Raw genomic sequence first — 15,154 nt, 5'->3', positions numbered from 1 at the left:
ACTAATCGGTCGAGGGCATGACCAAGCAAGGTGATAGGTAAAGGATGAAGAATATTTCTTGTATGCAGTTTTGAAGGTATATAAAAGTAAGGAGATCAACGATTGTTGGTCTTTTTTTTGTTATGGCGAGGAGAAAATTATCTGCTCGATTACAAATCTCCTATTCAAATCTCAAACTATGATAGGGATAAGTTATAGAAAGAAATTATAGAAATCAATAACTTATCCGTATTTGTGAGCATGCTTGATCATATTAAAATGTAAGAAAGATTTAGGCAGAATGAAAGGAGATTACGAGAGTATTGAGGAAGATATGAAAAAGATATTAGCTGAATCACTGATTTACGAGATCCTATCTGTAGTGGAAGAAATACCGGAAGGAAAGGTAGCATCCTATGGACAGATCGCCACCCTGATCGGACGGGAAAAGAATGCAAGACTGGTTGGAAAAGTGCTAAGCGAGGCGGGGGATTACGGAGATTATCCGTGTCACAGAGTGGTAAAACATGCAGGAAGGACAGCTCCGGGCTGGCATATGCAGAGAGCTTCTGGAAGAAGTAGGTGTTATTTCCAAGAAAAATGGATACATAGACATGCGGAAATGTAAGTGGAATCTGGAAGAGTAAAAAGCTTCAGTGTAAACGCATCCGAATTCTGTAAAACTTGCAGTTTTCGGGAAAATAGGTTATAATACATAAATTGGTTCGATAACAAGAGATTTTAAAAGGATGAATTTTATGAAAAGAAGTAGAAAACAACATATTCGATGCGGAGTTGCATTAGCATGTGCATTAATGACTGCCGTACCGAGTATACCGGTACAGGCTTCAGAAGTTAACAATCTTGCAAATAAGACAAGTAATCTTAAAAATCAGTTGGATGGACTGAACCAGGATTTGGTAGCGATCAGTGATAAGATATCAGCTACACAGAAGAAGATCGATCAGTCGGATAATGAAGTGTACAGACTGGAAGCATCATTGAAGATTTCTTATAACAATGAAGAGAAGCAGTATGAGAACATGAAGACTCGTATTAAGTATATGTATGAGAATGGTTCTTCTACTATGCTTACGTTACTTCTGAAAGCTGACAGTATGGCTGATTTCCTTAATAAAGCCGATTTCATAGAGAATGTTACAGAGTATGACCGTAACATGCTCGAGAACATAGTTAAGGTGCGTAAGGGAATCGAAAAGCAGGAAAAAGATTTGAAGAAACAACAACAGGAACTGTCAGATCTCAAGAGTCAGATGGACAGCGAAGAACAGCAGTTAAAAAACAAAGCAGATGCGACATCGACGGATCTGAATGATTTTAATAAGAAGCTTAAGGCCGCACGTGCGGAGCAGGCAAGACAGGAAGAACTTAAGAAGAAGCAGGCACAGCAGACAAAGACTGCGAAGAAGTCTACTTCAAAGAAATCCAGCACGAAAAAACACAATAAAAAACCTTCGTCTAATAACAGCGGTAATACCGGAGGAAATACGACAGGCGGTTCCGGAGTTCGTCATGGCAATTATATTATCCCATCCGGCGGTCTGACGCCGCAGAAGGGGCGTATAACGTACAATGGACATACAGAGACATATTATTCCCAGCGTGTTCTTCCAGGCGGTGGATTAGGCATTCCTGGACGTCATATTGCAAGTGACGGAACGATTCGTGACTCAGGCAATTATATTGTTTTAGCAAGTGATGATTATCCGAAAGGAACGGTTGTACAAACGTCTCTGGGACCTGGTAAAGTATACGATACTGGAAGTGGAAGAGGAAACATCGATCTTTATACAGACTGGTAAATGAAATAACGACGGAGAAAAGGACTGTCGTACACTAAGCTGCTCCCCGTCAAGTAGACAATTGAAAAAATATAAATTTTTCCTGCCAGTAGAAATTTATCTGCTGGCAGTTTTTATGCAGCTTGCAAGTAAATTTCGTGTTTTTTCATTGGTGTTAAAATTCCGAGATTCCTTTGTAAGCGTTTATTGTTATAGTAATCTATATAATCTTCAATCATTTTTACGAGAGTACCTCTATCAGTGAATCGCTTTCCATAGATTCATAGTTTCGAATCCATTGTTGGACAGATGCGAGACTTACATCAAACATATAGGCAATTCGCCGTTGGCTTTCTTTTCCATCCAGATATAGATTTACAGCATATATCTTATCCTCAACAGATACTTTTCCGTTTTATTTTTTCCCTGACAGTCTTTTCATTTATTTCTACATATTCCGCAACACCTTTATCATATCGTTTTCGCTTCATTTTTTGAATAACAGAGTGGAAAATGTTTCAATTTTCTTTTTTGTTTCTACGGAAATTCAATATTTCTTTTTATTTTTTGCAAGAACGCATTGACGAAACGTCAAAATATGGTAAAATAATAAAAGTCTACAAAAATTATAACGGAGGGCATGACAATGATACCATATAAAGAATTATCAAAAGAAGAGTTATTAGAAATAAAATCCGATCTCGACGCACAATTTGAAGCAATCAAAGCAAAAGGATTAAATCTTGACATGTCCAGAGGAAAACCTTCCACCGAACAGTTAAATCTTTCCATGGAAATGATGGATGTTCTGACAAGTGAATCTGATCTTGTCTGTGAAGAAGGAGTTGATTGCCGTAACTACGGTGTTTTGGATGGAATTAAAGAAGCCAAACAGCTTCTTGCTGATATGATGGAAGTACCAAAAGACAATATTGTTATCTTTGGTAATTCCAGCCTGAATATTATGTATGATACCATTGCACGTTCCATGACACATGGCGTGATGGGCAGTACACCATGGTGCAAACTTGATAAAGTAAAATTCCTCTGTCCGGTTCCTGGATACGACAGACATTTTGCTATCACGGAATATTTTGGAATCGAAATGATCAATATCCCAATGACTCCAACCGGTCCTGATATGGATCTTGTTGAAAAATATGTAAATAATGATCCTGCCGTAAAGGGTATCTGGTGTGTACCAAAATACTCCAACCCGCAGGGTATCACATATTCAGATGTAACAGTACACCGTTTTGCAGCATTAAAACCGGCTGCTGAAGATTTCCGTATTTTCTGGGACAATGCATACGGAATCCATCATTTATATGAAGATAAGCAGGATTACCTGCTTGAGATTCTGATGGAGTGTAAGAAAGAGGGCAACCCGGATATGGTTTACAAGTTCTCTTCTACTTCCAAGATCAGCTTTCCAGGTTCCGGTATCGGTGCTATTGCCGCATCGGATGCAAACCTCGAAGACATCCGTAAGCAGATGCGTATCCAGACAATCGGTCATGACAAGCTTAACCAATTAAGACATGCAAGATATTTTAAAGATATCCATGGTATGGTTCAGCATATGAAACGCCATGCAGATATCCTTAGGCCAAAATTTGACATGGTTTTGTCTTCTCTTGACCGCGAATTATCCGGTCTTGGAATCGGAAGCTGGATGGCTCCACGTGGCGGTTACTTCATTTCCTTTGATTCTATGGAAGGATGTGCCAAAGCTATCGTTGCCAAGGCAAAAGAAGCAGGTCTGGTCATGACAAATGCCGGTGCAACTTTCCCTTATGGAAAAGATCCGAAAGACAGCAATATCCGTATTGCTCCGTCTTATCCGACAGTAGAAGAATTGAAAACGGCATGCGAGATCTTTACTCTTAGTGTAAAACTCGTCAGTATCGATAAACTTCTCTCTAATATACTGGGTATCTAATTTTTGATATTGTGTCGTTCTTAAACAGGAGGCTGATCAACTAATGATTAGTCTCCTGTTCAATATATGTAAAAAAGAACCATCGCACTTTAGTGTGATATGCTGTAAATCTATATCTGGATGGAAAAGAAAGCCAACGGTGAATTACCGATATGCTTGATGTAAGTCTCGCATCTGTCCAACAATGGATTCGAAACTATGAATCTATGGGAGCAAATAAAGTCGATAAAGTGATGAAAAATAGTTTAAAGGAAAACACATGTATCTTATTTCTATTTATTTTGACGAGAAAACAAATAAAATATTGCAGCGGTATATAGACAGAATTGCAGAAAAATCAGGCAATTATTTTATGATTGAGAATAAAGTACCGCCACATATGACAATTGCTTCGATTGAGGCGAGAAATGTGAATGTTTTGAAGCCGGCATTTGAAGATTTGAATGGAAAATTGTGTGCAGGGAACATGAAGGTTGTTTCGATTGGACAGCTGTTTCCGTATGTACTGTATGCAACGCCTGTGATGAATCAGAAGCTGTTTGATCTGTCTGGGGAAATATATAAAGCATTTTGTGATATTCCCGAGACAACGTTGAGTGAATATTATAAGCCTTTTTCATGGCTGCCACATATAACTCTTGGAAAAACATTGGATAAAGTGCAGATGCAGAAGGCATTTCAGACGATGCAGGAAAAATTCATACCATTTACAGCACGATTTGGAGAGATTGGTTTGGCAAAAGTAAATCCACATGAAGATGTAACTAAGTTTACATTATTATAAAAACTATTTCACAATTGAAAAATCTTGACTTCACAGCTGTAAAGGATAATCAAAGTTCAAGAGGGTCTGGAATAATTCCAGGCCCTCTTGAATGTTAATGAAACGAATTAAAAGCTCTGTTCTTTCATGAGTGAAAGTCTGTATACACGTCTGCCGGTTTCTTCATAATGCTGATCCAGAAGAGCACAGGTTGCCTGGAGGTCGTTACTTCGGATGGCTTCCAACAGGCTTTGGTGTGTCCATACTGCAGCACCTCCGTTATGAGAGGTGCGTGAATCCGGAGTGTTTGGTTCTAAGCATTTAGCATTCTGAAGCGTTTCAGCATCTCCGTTTAACTGTCCAAAGTGATTAGCATTTTGAACCGAGAGAAACATGGCACCATTCAGGGGGCTTAGAAGCTCCCACATTTTGGTCAATCGATCAAGCTGAGCAGAGCGAATGATCTGTTGGTGAAATATCTCATCTGCGTGAACGGCCTTCATGGTATTACCTTCGAGAACAGCCTTTCGAAATTCTTCAATGCTGGCTTCCATTATCAGGAGACTATAATCACTAAGTCGACAGTTACTTTTTTGAATTGCCAGTTTTTCGAGGCTGCCACGTAAAAAGAAGACTTCATACGCATCTTGTGGAGAAAGCAATGCGACTGTACATCCTTTGTTAGGACAGTAATCGACTAAACCTTCGACGGCAAGCTGTCGAAGTGCTTCGCGCACAGGACCTCGGCTGAGTCCGAATTTCTGGGCAATTTCAGCCTCTACCAGTTTTTCCTGAGGCTGAAGGGTTCCGTTAATAATCTGCTCCCGCAGAGATTCAAGAACAATTTCTGATGTAGTTGTGTTTGATGCTTTTCGTTGTTCCTGCATATTTACCTCATCTAATTTTCAGAATAATCCATTAAAACTTGCGCAACATACTGCATATCAGAAGGTGTGAAGCGTTGATCGCAAGGAACGGATACAATATGGTCATAAATGTATTGTTCTGATGAATCTGGCAGTGGATGAACCAGCGGTCCCACTGGCCAGTAGACAGTCGAGCGAATCTGGTGATCTGTCAGGTATTGCTGAAATCTCTCACGATTTTCGGCATATAGGCAGAAATGGCTTGGAACAGTAGCCTCTGGAAGTTCAGGAAAGACTACTTGCACACCATGAAGAGGTGCGGTAAGAGCGTCTAAAAGTGCAGCGTAGTTTTCACGTCTTGTCTTGCAAATGGAATCAAAGTCAGCATGGCGAAGGAGATATTCTGAATTATCATCTCCGGCAAAGCTGTCAAATATCTGACGAAGTCGCAGCTCGCCTTCCCAGAAAACATCGCCGTCTCCTGTCTCGTAGTATTCTTTTCGCTGTTTAAGATGTGTTGCTTCTACTGGCAGAAGAGGAGTTTCAAAGGTTCCGTTTCGTTTAACGGCGAATCCACCGCAATCAACCCCCATCCATTTTCGGAAGCTTCCGGCAAAATAATCACAGAGAGGATCGATACCGTCAGCTGAGAGCATGGAATGAGTTACATCTTCAAAAATTACAACTCCTTTTTCTTTGCAGGCTTTAACAAAGTCGTGATCATAGTTGCAGAAGCCATAGTAGCCGCAAAGAGATAAAACACTGATTTCATCGATAACCGAAGTATCGAAAATACTGTGCAAATCCTGGTCCAGCTCATAAAATTTCAGCTGATATCCGGCTTTCTCAAAAGGAGCAAGGACTGTCTCACAGGTATACAAAGGCACATATGCTACTTTACGCGTATCGTGCAGTGCAATATCCTGTAAACAATAATAGATACCGCATCGTCCGGACATGGTAAATGCCAGATCATCATTAGGTGAGCAGATACGTGAAAAGTATCCGTTTTCGATAGGTTTGCTTGGTTCATAGTTGAATAAACCGCCAATTTTTCGCATGTTTTGTTTCCTCCTTACTAATAAAAAAGTTATACGGGTGTCTTTTGTCCGTTATCTAAAAACTAATTACAATTATAGTGGATTGTTAACAAAAGCAAAAGTATTATTTTTTTACAAAAAAATACATGAAAAGTCACACAATAACATTATTAACAATTATTGTTTTGAAAAATTGGTACAAAAGCATAAAAAAGCATGTTATGCAGTTGTAAAAAGTTTTAAAAACACTGTTTAGAGAAAAAAATATGGTGAAAATCAACAAAAATACTGACATTTTTTTGTTGTTAACATCAATTCGAAATTGTTGACAATCCTATTTGCCTAAACTATACTTATTTTATCAAGAGCGGCTCGAAAATTATAGGCGTATCTGTTCAGATATTACGAAATGAGGATAATGATGGACACTACAGCCTGGATAAAGTTAAAGTAGCACAGTAACGAACGGATGTCGGACTGTCCGGTTTCCGGATAGTCCGATTTTCAGAAGAGAATAATTATTATATGTGAAAGGAAAAAAACTATGAGACTTACAGATTTGACTTGGCCGAAAGCCCAAGAATATTTTGAAAAAAATGATATGGTACTTATTTCTATTGGAAGTATTGAGTGTCACGGTCGTCACATGCCACTTGGAACCGATACACTGATTCCGGATCATTTGTTGGAGAAAATTGAGAAGAAGAGTGATGTTTTGATTGCTCCGACTATTCCATACGGTTCCTGTCAGAGTTTAGCTCCGTATCCGGGCACAATTGATATTGACGGCGAGGTACTCTATCAGTTTTGCCGTCAGATTTTCCTGAGTCTGTATCGTCACGGCGCAAGAAAATTCGTTTTCCTGAACGGACACGGCGGAAACATTAAGATGATTGAGCGCCTTGGCATGGAATTTGAAGATAAGGGCTGTCTGGTTGCTATGCTTAACTGGTGGCTGATGGCATGGGATATGAACCCAGCGTGGAAAGGCGGCCACGGCGGTGGTGAAGAAACAGCTGCAATTCTTGGAATCGATCCGTCTTTAGTTGATAAGAGTGAGATAGGTGGGGAGCTTAAGTTTAAGCACCTGTCTGATAATCTGAAGACAACCGGTTTCCGTTCTGTTGAGTTCAAGGGAGTTAGCGTTGATATTATACGTAATACTCCACATGTAACAGACAGCGGCTGGATCGGACCGGATCATCCGAGTACCGCCACAGAAGAGTGGGGCAAGGAGATGCTTGAGACTACAGCAAACTATATTGTTGATTTCATGGAAGAGTTCAAGAAAGTAAAACTTTCATAAAGGGGTATTAAAATGGATAAAAAGACGACGCTGGAAATGATTGCAGCAATTTCAAATGCAAACGGTACATCCGGTTTCGAAGATGAAGTGGTTGCAGCGATTCGTCCTTACGCAGAAGGACTCGGAGAAATTACAGAAGATCGCATGCGCAACCTATATATCCGCCGTAAAGAAAATAATGGAAAACGTCCGGTTGTTCAGCTTGACGCACATAGTGATGAGGTTGGTTTTATGGTGCAGGCTATCTGCCCGAACGGAACACTCCGCATCATTCAGGTCGGAGGTTGGGTTAACCACAATATTCCGGCTCATAAAGTCCTGGTTCGCAATCGATTCGGAGAATATATTCCGGGTCTTACTGCCAGCAAGCCTCCGCATTTCATGACAGAGCAGGAGCGTAAAGCGCCTCTTGAGATGAAAGATATCACGGTAGATGTTGGTGCTGTTTCTAAAGAAGAAGCAATTGAAAAGTTCGGCATTCGTATCGGTGAACCGGTAGTGCCGGATGTGACATTTACATATTCAGAAAACACAGATCTGATGGTGGGCAAGAGCTTTGACTGCCGTCTGGGATGTGCGGCAATTCTTAAGACCATGCATACCCTGGCCGGTGAGGATCTGAATGTGGATATTGTTGGTGCTTGCGCAGCACAGGAAGAAGTTGGTGTACGTGGTGCCACTGTGACAGCACAGGTGATTAAGCCGGATATTGCAATTGTTTTTGAAGGATGCCCGGCAGATGATACTTGTGTTGAAGAGTATATGGTTCAGACAGCTATCAAGCGCGGACCGATGCTTCGTCACATTGATTCACGCATGATCACCAATCCGCGTTACCAGAGATATGCGCTTGATCTGGCAGAAAAGCTTGGCATCCCGGTTCAGGATTCAGTTCGTAGTGCTGGTTCAACCAATGGTGCAGCTATACATTTGACTGAAAAAGCGGCTCCGGTTATCGTTATCGGAGTTCCGGTTCGCTATGCACATACGCATTATGGAATTTCAGCTTATGCCGACTTTGATAATGCTGTTAAGCTGGCATGCGAAATTCTTAAAAGACTTGACGAAGAACAGATTATGAGTTTTTAAAAATCTATAATGTGTACTACATATAATATGTAAAAGAAATTCTGGATTTTATGCAGGAGCTGAGATAAGCAGAAACTGCATAAAATCCTTTTTTATTTAGTGAAAGAAATGATGTCAAAATCCGAAGTCTATGTGTTTGAAATGGATAAAATGATACAAGGATAAGTTGCTGTCGATATTATCAGAAATCATAAGACAACAAGAAAAGTAATACATAAAAATAGTGGAAAAATCGTTCATAAAACGATATAATATATGGACGAAACTGGAGGTGAGAAAGATAACTATGGAAGAAGAAATTCGCAATACAAAACAAAAAAGAATTTCTATTGCATTGACAATTGTTTCGATATTTGTAGAAATAATTGCCTGTTTAATATGGCTGGCACCAGTTTCAGGGTTTTTCATATACCCATTTGTAAGTGGATTCGCGGTAGCATTAAACATTATCAGTCTTATTATATCAAGAAAAAATAAAGCAATAGTGATAATCAATGGATTGATCAGTATTGTATTAGTTGGATTGATTGCTTATGACTTGATTTGTTGCTTGAGATTTTTTATAGGATTTTGACAGAGTGCTAAATTATTAGAAACAATGCAACATATGCAGGACTAAAAGGGGATGGCATGACTTTGGACAAAGCATAAGAGCGAGAAACAGAAATGTGGAATCAGATTTTCAAAGAATGTACCGGATTTTGGCCGTGGTACCGGAGATATTTCATTTCAATATTTGCAGTATCAGCCTACACATAAAACATTGGGAATTGATGCCTCAAAAGTCGGTATTCAATTTGCAACGGAAACGGCAAGATTGAGTGATTATAAAACAGCAGCTTTTGAGTATCCCTGGCAGGAGGGAATGAATCACCTGTTCGTTTACCAAAGCCTGTAAAAGTATGTATTTGAGAGGAAGAAAATGATGAGAAAAGTAATTGGTGTTATGCCACTGTATGATAGAGAAAAGAAATGTTATTGGATACAGCCGGATTATCTGGAAATGTTGGAAGCAGAAAATGCGATACCTATGGTACTTCCTTTGACAAGTAACCATAATGAGTTAGATTATTTCCTTGAAATATGCGGTGGATTCTTATTAACCGGAGGACCGGATGTGGCGCCTTCTATTTATAATGAGGAGCAAAAACCATGGTGTGGAACTTTGTGTGAGGCACGAGATGAAATGGAACAGTATATTTTAAAGAAAGCAGTCGAAAAAGACCGTTCTGTTTTAGGTGTCTGCCGTGGTATACAGCTAATGAATGTCTGTTACGGGGGAACTTTGTATCAAGACCTGAAGTCGGAATATGATAGCGATCTCGACCATCGTATACAACCGTCATACAATGAAATGATACATTTTAATACAATACAAAAAGATACCCCGCTTTATGATCTTTTAGGTAAAGAGCAAATGAAAGTGAACAGCTACCATCATCAGGCAGTTAAAAAATTATCGCCTCAATTTAAGCAAATGGCAATTTCAGAAGACGGCTTGATCGAGAGCATTTATATGCCGGATCGTAAATATGTAGTTGGTGTTCAGTGGCATCCTGAATTTTTATATCAGAAAGATGAAAACAACCGAAAGATTATATGCTCTTTTGTTGATTCAATATAGATGAGAAGTAGAATTTTACAGAAAAATCTTGACTTTACAGTTGTAAAGAAGTAGAAGAACAACGTGTTTGACGGCTTACCAGGAGGCAGGCCGTCATTTTATTGATAATGAAGAGTATGGTCTTTACCATGTAGTGTGCCCGGGAAGCTGCAGCAGATATGAGTTTGCAAGAACGATCCTGAGTCTTACAGGAAAGACAGGAGAACTGGAATTGTATCCGGTTGTAAAGGAAGACGCTGCACGCCCGACTTATTCCGTTTTGGATAATATGATGCTCCGTCTCACAGGTATCGAGGAACCGCAAGATTGGAAGACAGCTTTGAAAGAATATCTGGATGAGACAGGAGGAATGGAATAATGACGAAAAATACTGCAGAAAAAACAAAGAAGAAACTTGGTATATCAAAAATCAGTTGACAAACAGAAAAGACACAGATAGAATGAAACTAACTGGAAGCGAGGAAGCTATGGCAGAGATGCTGTAGCTTTTTTATTTAAAATAAGAAAGGTTGAGAGAATATGGAACTGAAAGCATTTGAGTATGAATTACCGGTACATTTGATTTTCGGAGCAGGAAAAGCAGAGTGCATTGGAAAAGAAGTAAAAAAATACGGAAAAAAAGTGTTGATCGTAACCGGACGTGGGAGTACAAAGCGTTCCGGATTACTGGATCGCGTAGAAAAATTGCTGGAGGCAGAAGGCCTGGAGCATTTGCTGTTTGACGAGGTGGAACCAAACCCACTTGCATCTACGGCAGAAAAAGGAGCACAGATTGCACGTGAAAATGGCTGTGAAGCAGTACTTGGCCTGGGCGGTGGAAGTATTATGGACTGTTCGAAATCCATCGCATTTGCAGCATTAAATGAAGGAAAAATATTTGATTATATTTATGGAAAAAAGACTGGTAAAGGAGCACTGCCGTTGATTCTTGTACCGACGACCTGCGGAACCGGAAGTGAAGGAAACTGTTTTGCAGTGCTGACAGATGATGAGACGAAGGACAAAAAGTCTTTGCGGGATTATTCTGTGATTGCCAAAGCATCTGTTATTGATCCGGAACTGATGATGACAATGCCGAAGAAAGTTCTGGCATCGGTTGGCTTTGATGCGCTCTGCCATTGTATGGAAGCATATTTAAGCAAAGCATGTGCGCCGGTAACGGAAATATTTGCAAAAGAAGGAATTCGATTGATCGGTGAAAATCTGGTTAAAGCCTATGAAAATTATGAAGATAAAGATGCGTGGGGAGCGATTTCACTTGCAAGTACTTATGGCGGAATGGTGATCAATCAGGCAGGAGTTGCAGCGCCTCATGGCCTGGAACATCCGGCAAGTGGGCTTAGAAATATTACACATGGAAGAGGACTTGCGGCACTGACGCCGGTTATTTATAAGAAGAGTATTCCGGCAGCACCGGAAAGATTTGCTGAAATTGCAAGACTTCTCGGCGGGAAAGATGAAAATGAACTGGTTGATATTTTAGAGCAGTTATTGGAAACGCTGGAACTTAAAACATCTCTGGGCAACGAAGGTGTAAAAATGGAAGATGTAGACTGGATGACAGAGAATGCATTCAAGGTATCTCTTGCAAGCATTAATAATCACCCGAGAGTATTTACAAAAGAAGAAGTGCGGGAGATTTATATAGAAGCGATGTAATGCTGCCAGAGACAGTTTGTGGAAGCATGAAGTGAGTAAGAACCTGAGAGTATTATATTAAGTAAAGAATTATAATAAGGCGGTGGTATAGAATTGGATATCTATAGCACCGCCTTGTTTCATCGCTATGATTAAATTTAATGACGATTCATCGTCTGAAAAACTAAAACAGCAGATGAACCAGGGACATAGAGTAATTTATATCTAAACTTTGTTTTTTGCATCTTTACAGACAAGGATGTGATCCAGAATATGAAAAGCAACCTCTTCCTTGCTCATGATCGGAAGCTCTATAGTGGTATCTTTCGTCAGGATTGTCACGATATTCGTATCTGTTTCAAAACCGGCGCCGGCTTCTTTTAAGTTGTTAGCGATTACCATATCTAAATGTTTCTTATCCAGTTTCTTTCTGGAATTTTCAATCATGTTCTGCGTTTCCATAGAAAAGCCACATAAAAACTGCCCCGGTTTTTTGTGATCGCCGAGGTATTTTAAAATGTCATCGGTGCGTTCCAGTTCAATAGAAAGCTGTCTGTCTGCTTTTTTTGTCTTTTCAGAAGCAACAATAGCAGGACGGTAATCAGCGACAGCAGCAGCTTTGATGATGAGATCCATGTCGGCACTTCTCTCGGTGACTGCTTCGTACATATCACATGCAGTTACGACAGGAATTGTTTCAACAAAAAGCGGAGGAGTCAGGGAGGTTTTTCCGGTTACGAGAGTGACATCCGCACCACGTAGCATACAGGCTCTGGCAAGATTATAGCCCATTTTCCCGGAAGAATGATTGGTAATATAACGGACTGGATCAATTGCCTCCTGGGTAGGTCCGGCTGTGATTAGTACTTTCATGCCTGTCATATCTTTTTCGCATGCACATGTTCTGTAAATATATTGAAGCAAAGTATCCGGCTCCGGCATTTTTCCGGCTCCGGTGTCACCACAAGCGAGACGTCCGCTTGCCGGTGTGATGACTTCCATTCCATAAGACTGCAGGCGTTTCAGATTATCCTGTGTGATTGGATTCTCATACATGGCGGTATTCATTGCCGGAGCAATCAGTTTTGGCGCTTTGCTTGCGAGAATCGTTGTTGTCAGCATATCATCAGCAAGACCGTGTGCCAGTTTTGCAATGACGTTTGCAGTTGCAGGGGCAACCATGATGACATCTGCCATCTGTGCAAGAGATATGTGTTCTACTTTAAATTCAAAATTGCGGTCGAAAGTATCAATGATACATTTGTGCCCGGTCAGAGTTTCAAATGTGACAGGTGTAATAAAATTTGTTGCATTTTCAGTCATGATCACATGGACATCTGCGCCGTTTTTTACAAGACTGCTTGCAAGAGTTGCAGTTTTGTATGCGGCAATGCCACCTGTTACGCCAAGCAAGACATGTTTATCTTTTAAGTTCATAAAAAAACCTCTTTCTATTCTGATATTTTCTAGTATTCTAATGTTCACTATATCGTTTTTTTCAGAATCTTGCAAGTGGATGACTTTCCTGTGGTATGAAATGCTTCATAATATGAAAGACAAACTTATACTAAACGCTAAATAATTTATAACATTTAGCGAAAACGATTGTTAAAATAATTGCAAAGATGACGATTCTCTTCTTTCATTCTGGCGGTGGTATGACAATCAGTGGTGGAGAAGTGTTTTTACAGGCAGATTTTGCACAGAAGATTCTGAAGTCCTGCATAGAACAGAGAATTAAAGAGAATCTGATTCGTTTAAATAAAGAATTTAAAGAAGATATCCATATCCGAATTTCGACGATTCCGACAGTAAATTTATCTGAAAAAAATATGAAAGAAATTCCTTCCGAAAATCTATCATAAAGCAAAGATTGTAGAATTATAAAGTACGTAAAATTATACAAGAAAATCCTTGTGCTATCGTGTCTGGGATGATACAATAACGAGCGTAATTGTATTGTATCCTGCAAGGCAGGAATGATAACAAGGAGGAATTGAATAATGAAAACAAAGAAACACGACACAAAGTGGATGGTAAGTGTTGCACTTATGGCAGCAATTGTAATCGTACTGGCGAACACACCGCTTGGGATGATCCAGCTTCCGATTATTAAGGCGACAACGGTACACATCCCGGTAATTCTCGGAGCGATTTTACTTGGACCGGCAGCAGGAGCAATTCTTGGCGGCGTATTTGGTATTTGCTCTCTGATCAGCAACACGATGGCTCCAACATTGTTATCCTTTGCGTTCTCACCATTTATGAGCACAACAGGACTTACTGGTGCAGTAAAGGCAATCTGGATATCTGTAGGATGCAGAATTTTGATCGGAGTAGCTGCAGGATGGCTCTGGATTTTGTTTGAGAAGATTAAGATGAATGCAGTTATTGCACTTCCAATTGTTGGATTTGCAGGATCAATGGTGAATACAATCTGTGTGATGGGAAGTATTTATCTCTTGTTTGCAAAGCAGTATGCAGAAGCAAAAGATGTTGCGGTCAGTGCAGTATGGGGCCTTGTCATGGGAACCGTAACAGCATCCGGAATCCCGGAAGCGATTGCAGCAGCAGTGCTTGTACTCGCAATTGGAAAAGTCCTGCTCAGTGTATTCAAGAAGATGGATATCGGAATAGGACGTGCAGAAGTGGCAAAATAAATATAATACAGAATATAATTATAAGGCGGCAGATTTTTCTGTCGCCTTATTTATGCGATAGGAAATCATGCCTTCTAAATAAAGAGATATAAAAATTAAATGAAAAAATTTAGAAAAAGTATTGACATATAGTGCTGATCTGTGGTATAAATATCTAGTGTCAATCGCACAGACAAGCACATAGGGGATTGGTCAAGTGGTATGATAGGGGTCTCCAAAACCTTTGGCGGGAGTTCGATTCTCTCATCCCCTGCTCCTTAAGAATCTGAAAGTTAAGACTTTCAGATTCTTTTTGTGTTATAAGAAAGAGCAATTTTTAGTATTCTGTATTATATGTAAATGGTTTTGATACTGATGGGAACGAACAAAGTACCAGAAGAAATCTAAGAAAAATGAAAATGATTTCCAAATTATATTGACAAGATTAAATGCTGTGATAGAATGA

16 protein-coding genes, 1 tRNA gene and 1 pseudogene are annotated in these 15,154 nt (G+C 39.8%); 13 read left to right on the top strand and 5 right to left on the bottom strand.

Annotated features, from left to right (window positions below; genetic code table 11):
- The first annotated feature begins 313 nt into the window (after nt 1–313).
- Together DW152_RS11250 and DW152_RS11245 are read left to right on the top strand one after the other, a co-directional pair.
- On the top strand, nt 314–607 hold the full coding sequence (locus tag DW152_RS11250) for an MGMT family protein (RefSeq protein WP_330416779.1): 294 nt from the start codon (nt 314–316) through the stop codon (nt 605–607).
- 130 nt (nt 608–737) lie between these two features.
- Nucleotides 738–1,802, top strand: a complete 1,065-nt coding sequence (locus DW152_RS11245; RefSeq protein ID WP_021860045.1) for a coiled-coil domain-containing protein — start codon at nt 738–740, stop codon at nt 1,800–1,802.
- Between the two features lie 113 nt (nt 1,803–1,915).
- Here the strand turns inward: DW152_RS11245 and DW152_RS13770 are convergent, their stop codons facing one another.
- On the bottom strand, nt 1,916–2,062 hold the full coding sequence (locus DW152_RS13770) for an IS3 family transposase (protein WP_226976841.1): 147 nt from the start codon (nt 2,060–2,062) through the stop codon (nt 1,916–1,918).
- A pseudogene (locus tag DW152_RS13830) lies at nt 2,023–2,175 on the bottom strand (helix-turn-helix domain-containing protein); the annotation flags it as partial. The pseudogene DW152_RS13830 and the gene DW152_RS13770, both read right to left, overlap by 40 nt.
- 252 nt (nt 2,176–2,427) lie before the next feature.
- Between DW152_RS13830 and DW152_RS11230 the strand changes: the two are divergent.
- The gene (locus DW152_RS11230; protein WP_021860044.1) at nt 2,428–3,723 is read left to right on the top strand and encodes an aminotransferase class I/II; all 1,296 of its coding nucleotides are present in this window, start codon (nt 2,428–2,430) and stop codon (nt 3,721–3,723) included.
- Between the two features lie 352 nt (nt 3,724–4,075).
- Nucleotides 4,076–4,507 carry a 2'-5' RNA ligase family protein gene (locus DW152_RS11225; RefSeq protein WP_242992958.1) on the top strand — a complete coding sequence of 144 codons (432 nt, stop codon included), beginning with the start codon at nt 4,076–4,078 and terminating at the stop codon, nt 4,505–4,507.
- Between the two features lie 107 nt (nt 4,508–4,614).
- Here DW152_RS11225 and DW152_RS11220 read toward each other — a convergent pair whose 3' ends face one another.
- Together DW152_RS11220 and DW152_RS11215 are read right to left on the bottom strand one after the other, a co-directional pair.
- Nucleotides 4,615–5,373, bottom strand: a complete 759-nt coding sequence (locus DW152_RS11220) for a GntR family transcriptional regulator (RefSeq protein ID WP_117538001.1) — start codon at nt 5,371–5,373, stop codon at nt 4,615–4,617.
- 11 nt (nt 5,374–5,384) lie between these two features.
- On the bottom strand, nt 5,385–6,413 hold the full coding sequence (locus DW152_RS11215) for a DegT/DnrJ/EryC1/StrS aminotransferase (protein WP_117538002.1): 1,029 nt from the start codon (nt 6,411–6,413) through the stop codon (nt 5,385–5,387).
- 523 nt (nt 6,414–6,936) lie between these two features.
- Here DW152_RS11215 and DW152_RS11210 point away from each other — a divergent pair.
- The 6 genes from DW152_RS11210 (at nt 6,937) to DW152_RS11180 (ending at nt 12,070) form a co-directional block, all read left to right on the top strand.
- Entirely contained in the window at nt 6,937–7,698 is a 762-nt protein-coding gene (locus DW152_RS11210; protein WP_118288650.1) for a creatininase family protein, read from the top strand.
- A gap of 12 nt (nt 7,699–7,710) precedes the next feature.
- Nucleotides 7,711–8,787: a M42 family metallopeptidase gene (locus DW152_RS11205; protein WP_118288649.1), complete on the top strand. Its 1,077-nt coding sequence runs from the start codon at nt 7,711–7,713 to the stop codon at nt 8,785–8,787.
- 286 nt (nt 8,788–9,073) lie between these two features.
- Nucleotides 9,074–9,361, top strand: coding sequence for a hypothetical protein (locus DW152_RS11195; protein WP_021860039.1), 288 nt, complete (start codon nt 9,074–9,076; stop codon nt 9,359–9,361).
- 348 nt (nt 9,362–9,709) lie between these two features.
- A complete protein-coding gene (locus DW152_RS11190; protein ID WP_242992960.1) occupies nt 9,710–10,411 on the top strand; it encodes a gamma-glutamyl-gamma-aminobutyrate hydrolase family protein in 702 nt (233 codons plus the stop codon).
- Between the two features lie 67 nt (nt 10,412–10,478).
- On the top strand, nt 10,479–10,769 hold the full coding sequence (locus DW152_RS11185; protein ID WP_118288648.1) for a sugar nucleotide-binding protein: 291 nt from the start codon (nt 10,479–10,481) through the stop codon (nt 10,767–10,769).
- Nucleotides 10,770–10,930: 161 nt separating this feature from the next.
- The gene (locus DW152_RS11180) at nt 10,931–12,070 is read left to right on the top strand and encodes an iron-containing alcohol dehydrogenase (RefSeq protein WP_118288647.1); all 1,140 of its coding nucleotides are present in this window, start codon (nt 10,931–10,933) and stop codon (nt 12,068–12,070) included.
- Nucleotides 12,071–12,274: 204 nt separating this feature from the next.
- Here the strand turns inward: DW152_RS11180 and coaBC are convergent, their stop codons facing one another.
- On the bottom strand, nt 12,275–13,486 hold the full coding sequence (gene coaBC / locus DW152_RS11175) for a bifunctional phosphopantothenoylcysteine decarboxylase/phosphopantothenate--cysteine ligase CoaBC (protein ID WP_118288646.1): 1,212 nt from the start codon (nt 13,484–13,486) through the stop codon (nt 12,275–12,277).
- A 221-nt stretch (nt 13,487–13,707) separates the two neighbouring features.
- Here coaBC and DW152_RS11170 point away from each other — a divergent pair, with 221 nt between their 5' ends.
- The 3 genes from DW152_RS11170 to DW152_RS11160 all read left to right on the top strand — a co-directional run bounded on the left by DW152_RS11170 (nt 13,708) and on the right by DW152_RS11160 (nt 14,962).
- On the top strand, nt 13,708–13,914 hold the full coding sequence (locus tag DW152_RS11170; RefSeq protein ID WP_021860033.1) for a hypothetical protein: 207 nt from the start codon (nt 13,708–13,710) through the stop codon (nt 13,912–13,914).
- A 138-nt stretch (nt 13,915–14,052) separates the two neighbouring features.
- Nucleotides 14,053–14,709 (top strand): ECF transporter S component, encoded by a 657-nt coding sequence (locus tag DW152_RS11165; RefSeq protein ID WP_021860032.1) that lies wholly within the window; start codon nt 14,053–14,055, stop codon nt 14,707–14,709.
- A 182-nt stretch (nt 14,710–14,891) separates the two neighbouring features.
- A tRNA-Trp gene (locus DW152_RS11160) sits at nt 14,892–14,962 on the top strand.
- Nucleotides 14,963–15,154: the final 192 nt, after the last annotated feature.

The sequence above is a fragment of the Dorea sp. AM13-35 genome, from assembly GCF_003473885.1.
GTDB classification, from domain to species: Bacteria; Bacillota; Clostridia; order Lachnospirales; family Lachnospiraceae; genus Dorea_D; species Dorea_D hominis.
Note: the sequence above shows the minus strand (reverse complement) of the source record. Positions and strands in the feature narration are given on the sequence as shown.

Excerpts from the sequence above, each read along its gene's own strand:
- DW152_RS11170 (WP_021860033.1), top strand. The coding sequence starts at position 13,708 with ATGACAATCAGTGGTGGAGAAGTGTTTTTACAGGCAGATTTTGCACAG.
- DW152_RS11205 (WP_118288649.1), top strand. The coding sequence starts at position 7,711 with ATGGATAAAAAGACGACGCTGGAAATGATTGCAGCAATTTCAAATGCA.
- DW152_RS11195 (WP_021860039.1), top strand. The coding sequence starts at position 9,074 with ATGGAAGAAGAAATTCGCAATACAAAACAAAAAAGAATTTCTATTGCA.
- DW152_RS11250 (WP_330416779.1), top strand. The coding sequence starts at position 314 with ATGAAAAAGATATTAGCTGAATCACTGATTTACGAGATCCTATCTGTA.
- DW152_RS11210 (WP_118288650.1), top strand. The coding sequence starts at position 6,937 with ATGAGACTTACAGATTTGACTTGGCCGAAAGCCCAAGAATATTTTGAA.
- DW152_RS11245 (WP_021860045.1), top strand. The coding sequence starts at position 738 with ATGAAAAGAAGTAGAAAACAACATATTCGATGCGGAGTTGCATTAGCA.
- DW152_RS11190 (WP_242992960.1), top strand. The coding sequence starts at position 9,710 with ATGATGAGAAAAGTAATTGGTGTTATGCCACTGTATGATAGAGAAAAG.
- DW152_RS11215 (WP_117538002.1), bottom strand. The coding sequence starts at position 6,413 with ATGCGAAAAATTGGCGGTTTATTCAACTATGAACCAAGCAAACCTATC.
- DW152_RS11225 (WP_242992958.1), top strand. The coding sequence starts at position 4,076 with ATGATTGAGAATAAAGTACCGCCACATATGACAATTGCTTCGATTGAG.
- coaBC (WP_118288646.1), bottom strand. The coding sequence starts at position 13,486 with ATGAACTTAAAAGATAAACATGTCTTGCTTGGCGTAACAGGTGGCATT.
- DW152_RS11180 (WP_118288647.1), top strand. The coding sequence starts at position 10,931 with ATGGAACTGAAAGCATTTGAGTATGAATTACCGGTACATTTGATTTTC.
- DW152_RS11230 (WP_021860044.1), top strand. The coding sequence starts at position 2,428 with ATGATACCATATAAAGAATTATCAAAAGAAGAGTTATTAGAAATAAAA.
- DW152_RS11220 (WP_117538001.1), bottom strand. The coding sequence starts at position 5,373 with ATGCAGGAACAACGAAAAGCATCAAACACAACTACATCAGAAATTGTT.
- DW152_RS11165 (WP_021860032.1), top strand. The coding sequence starts at position 14,053 with ATGAAAACAAAGAAACACGACACAAAGTGGATGGTAAGTGTTGCACTT.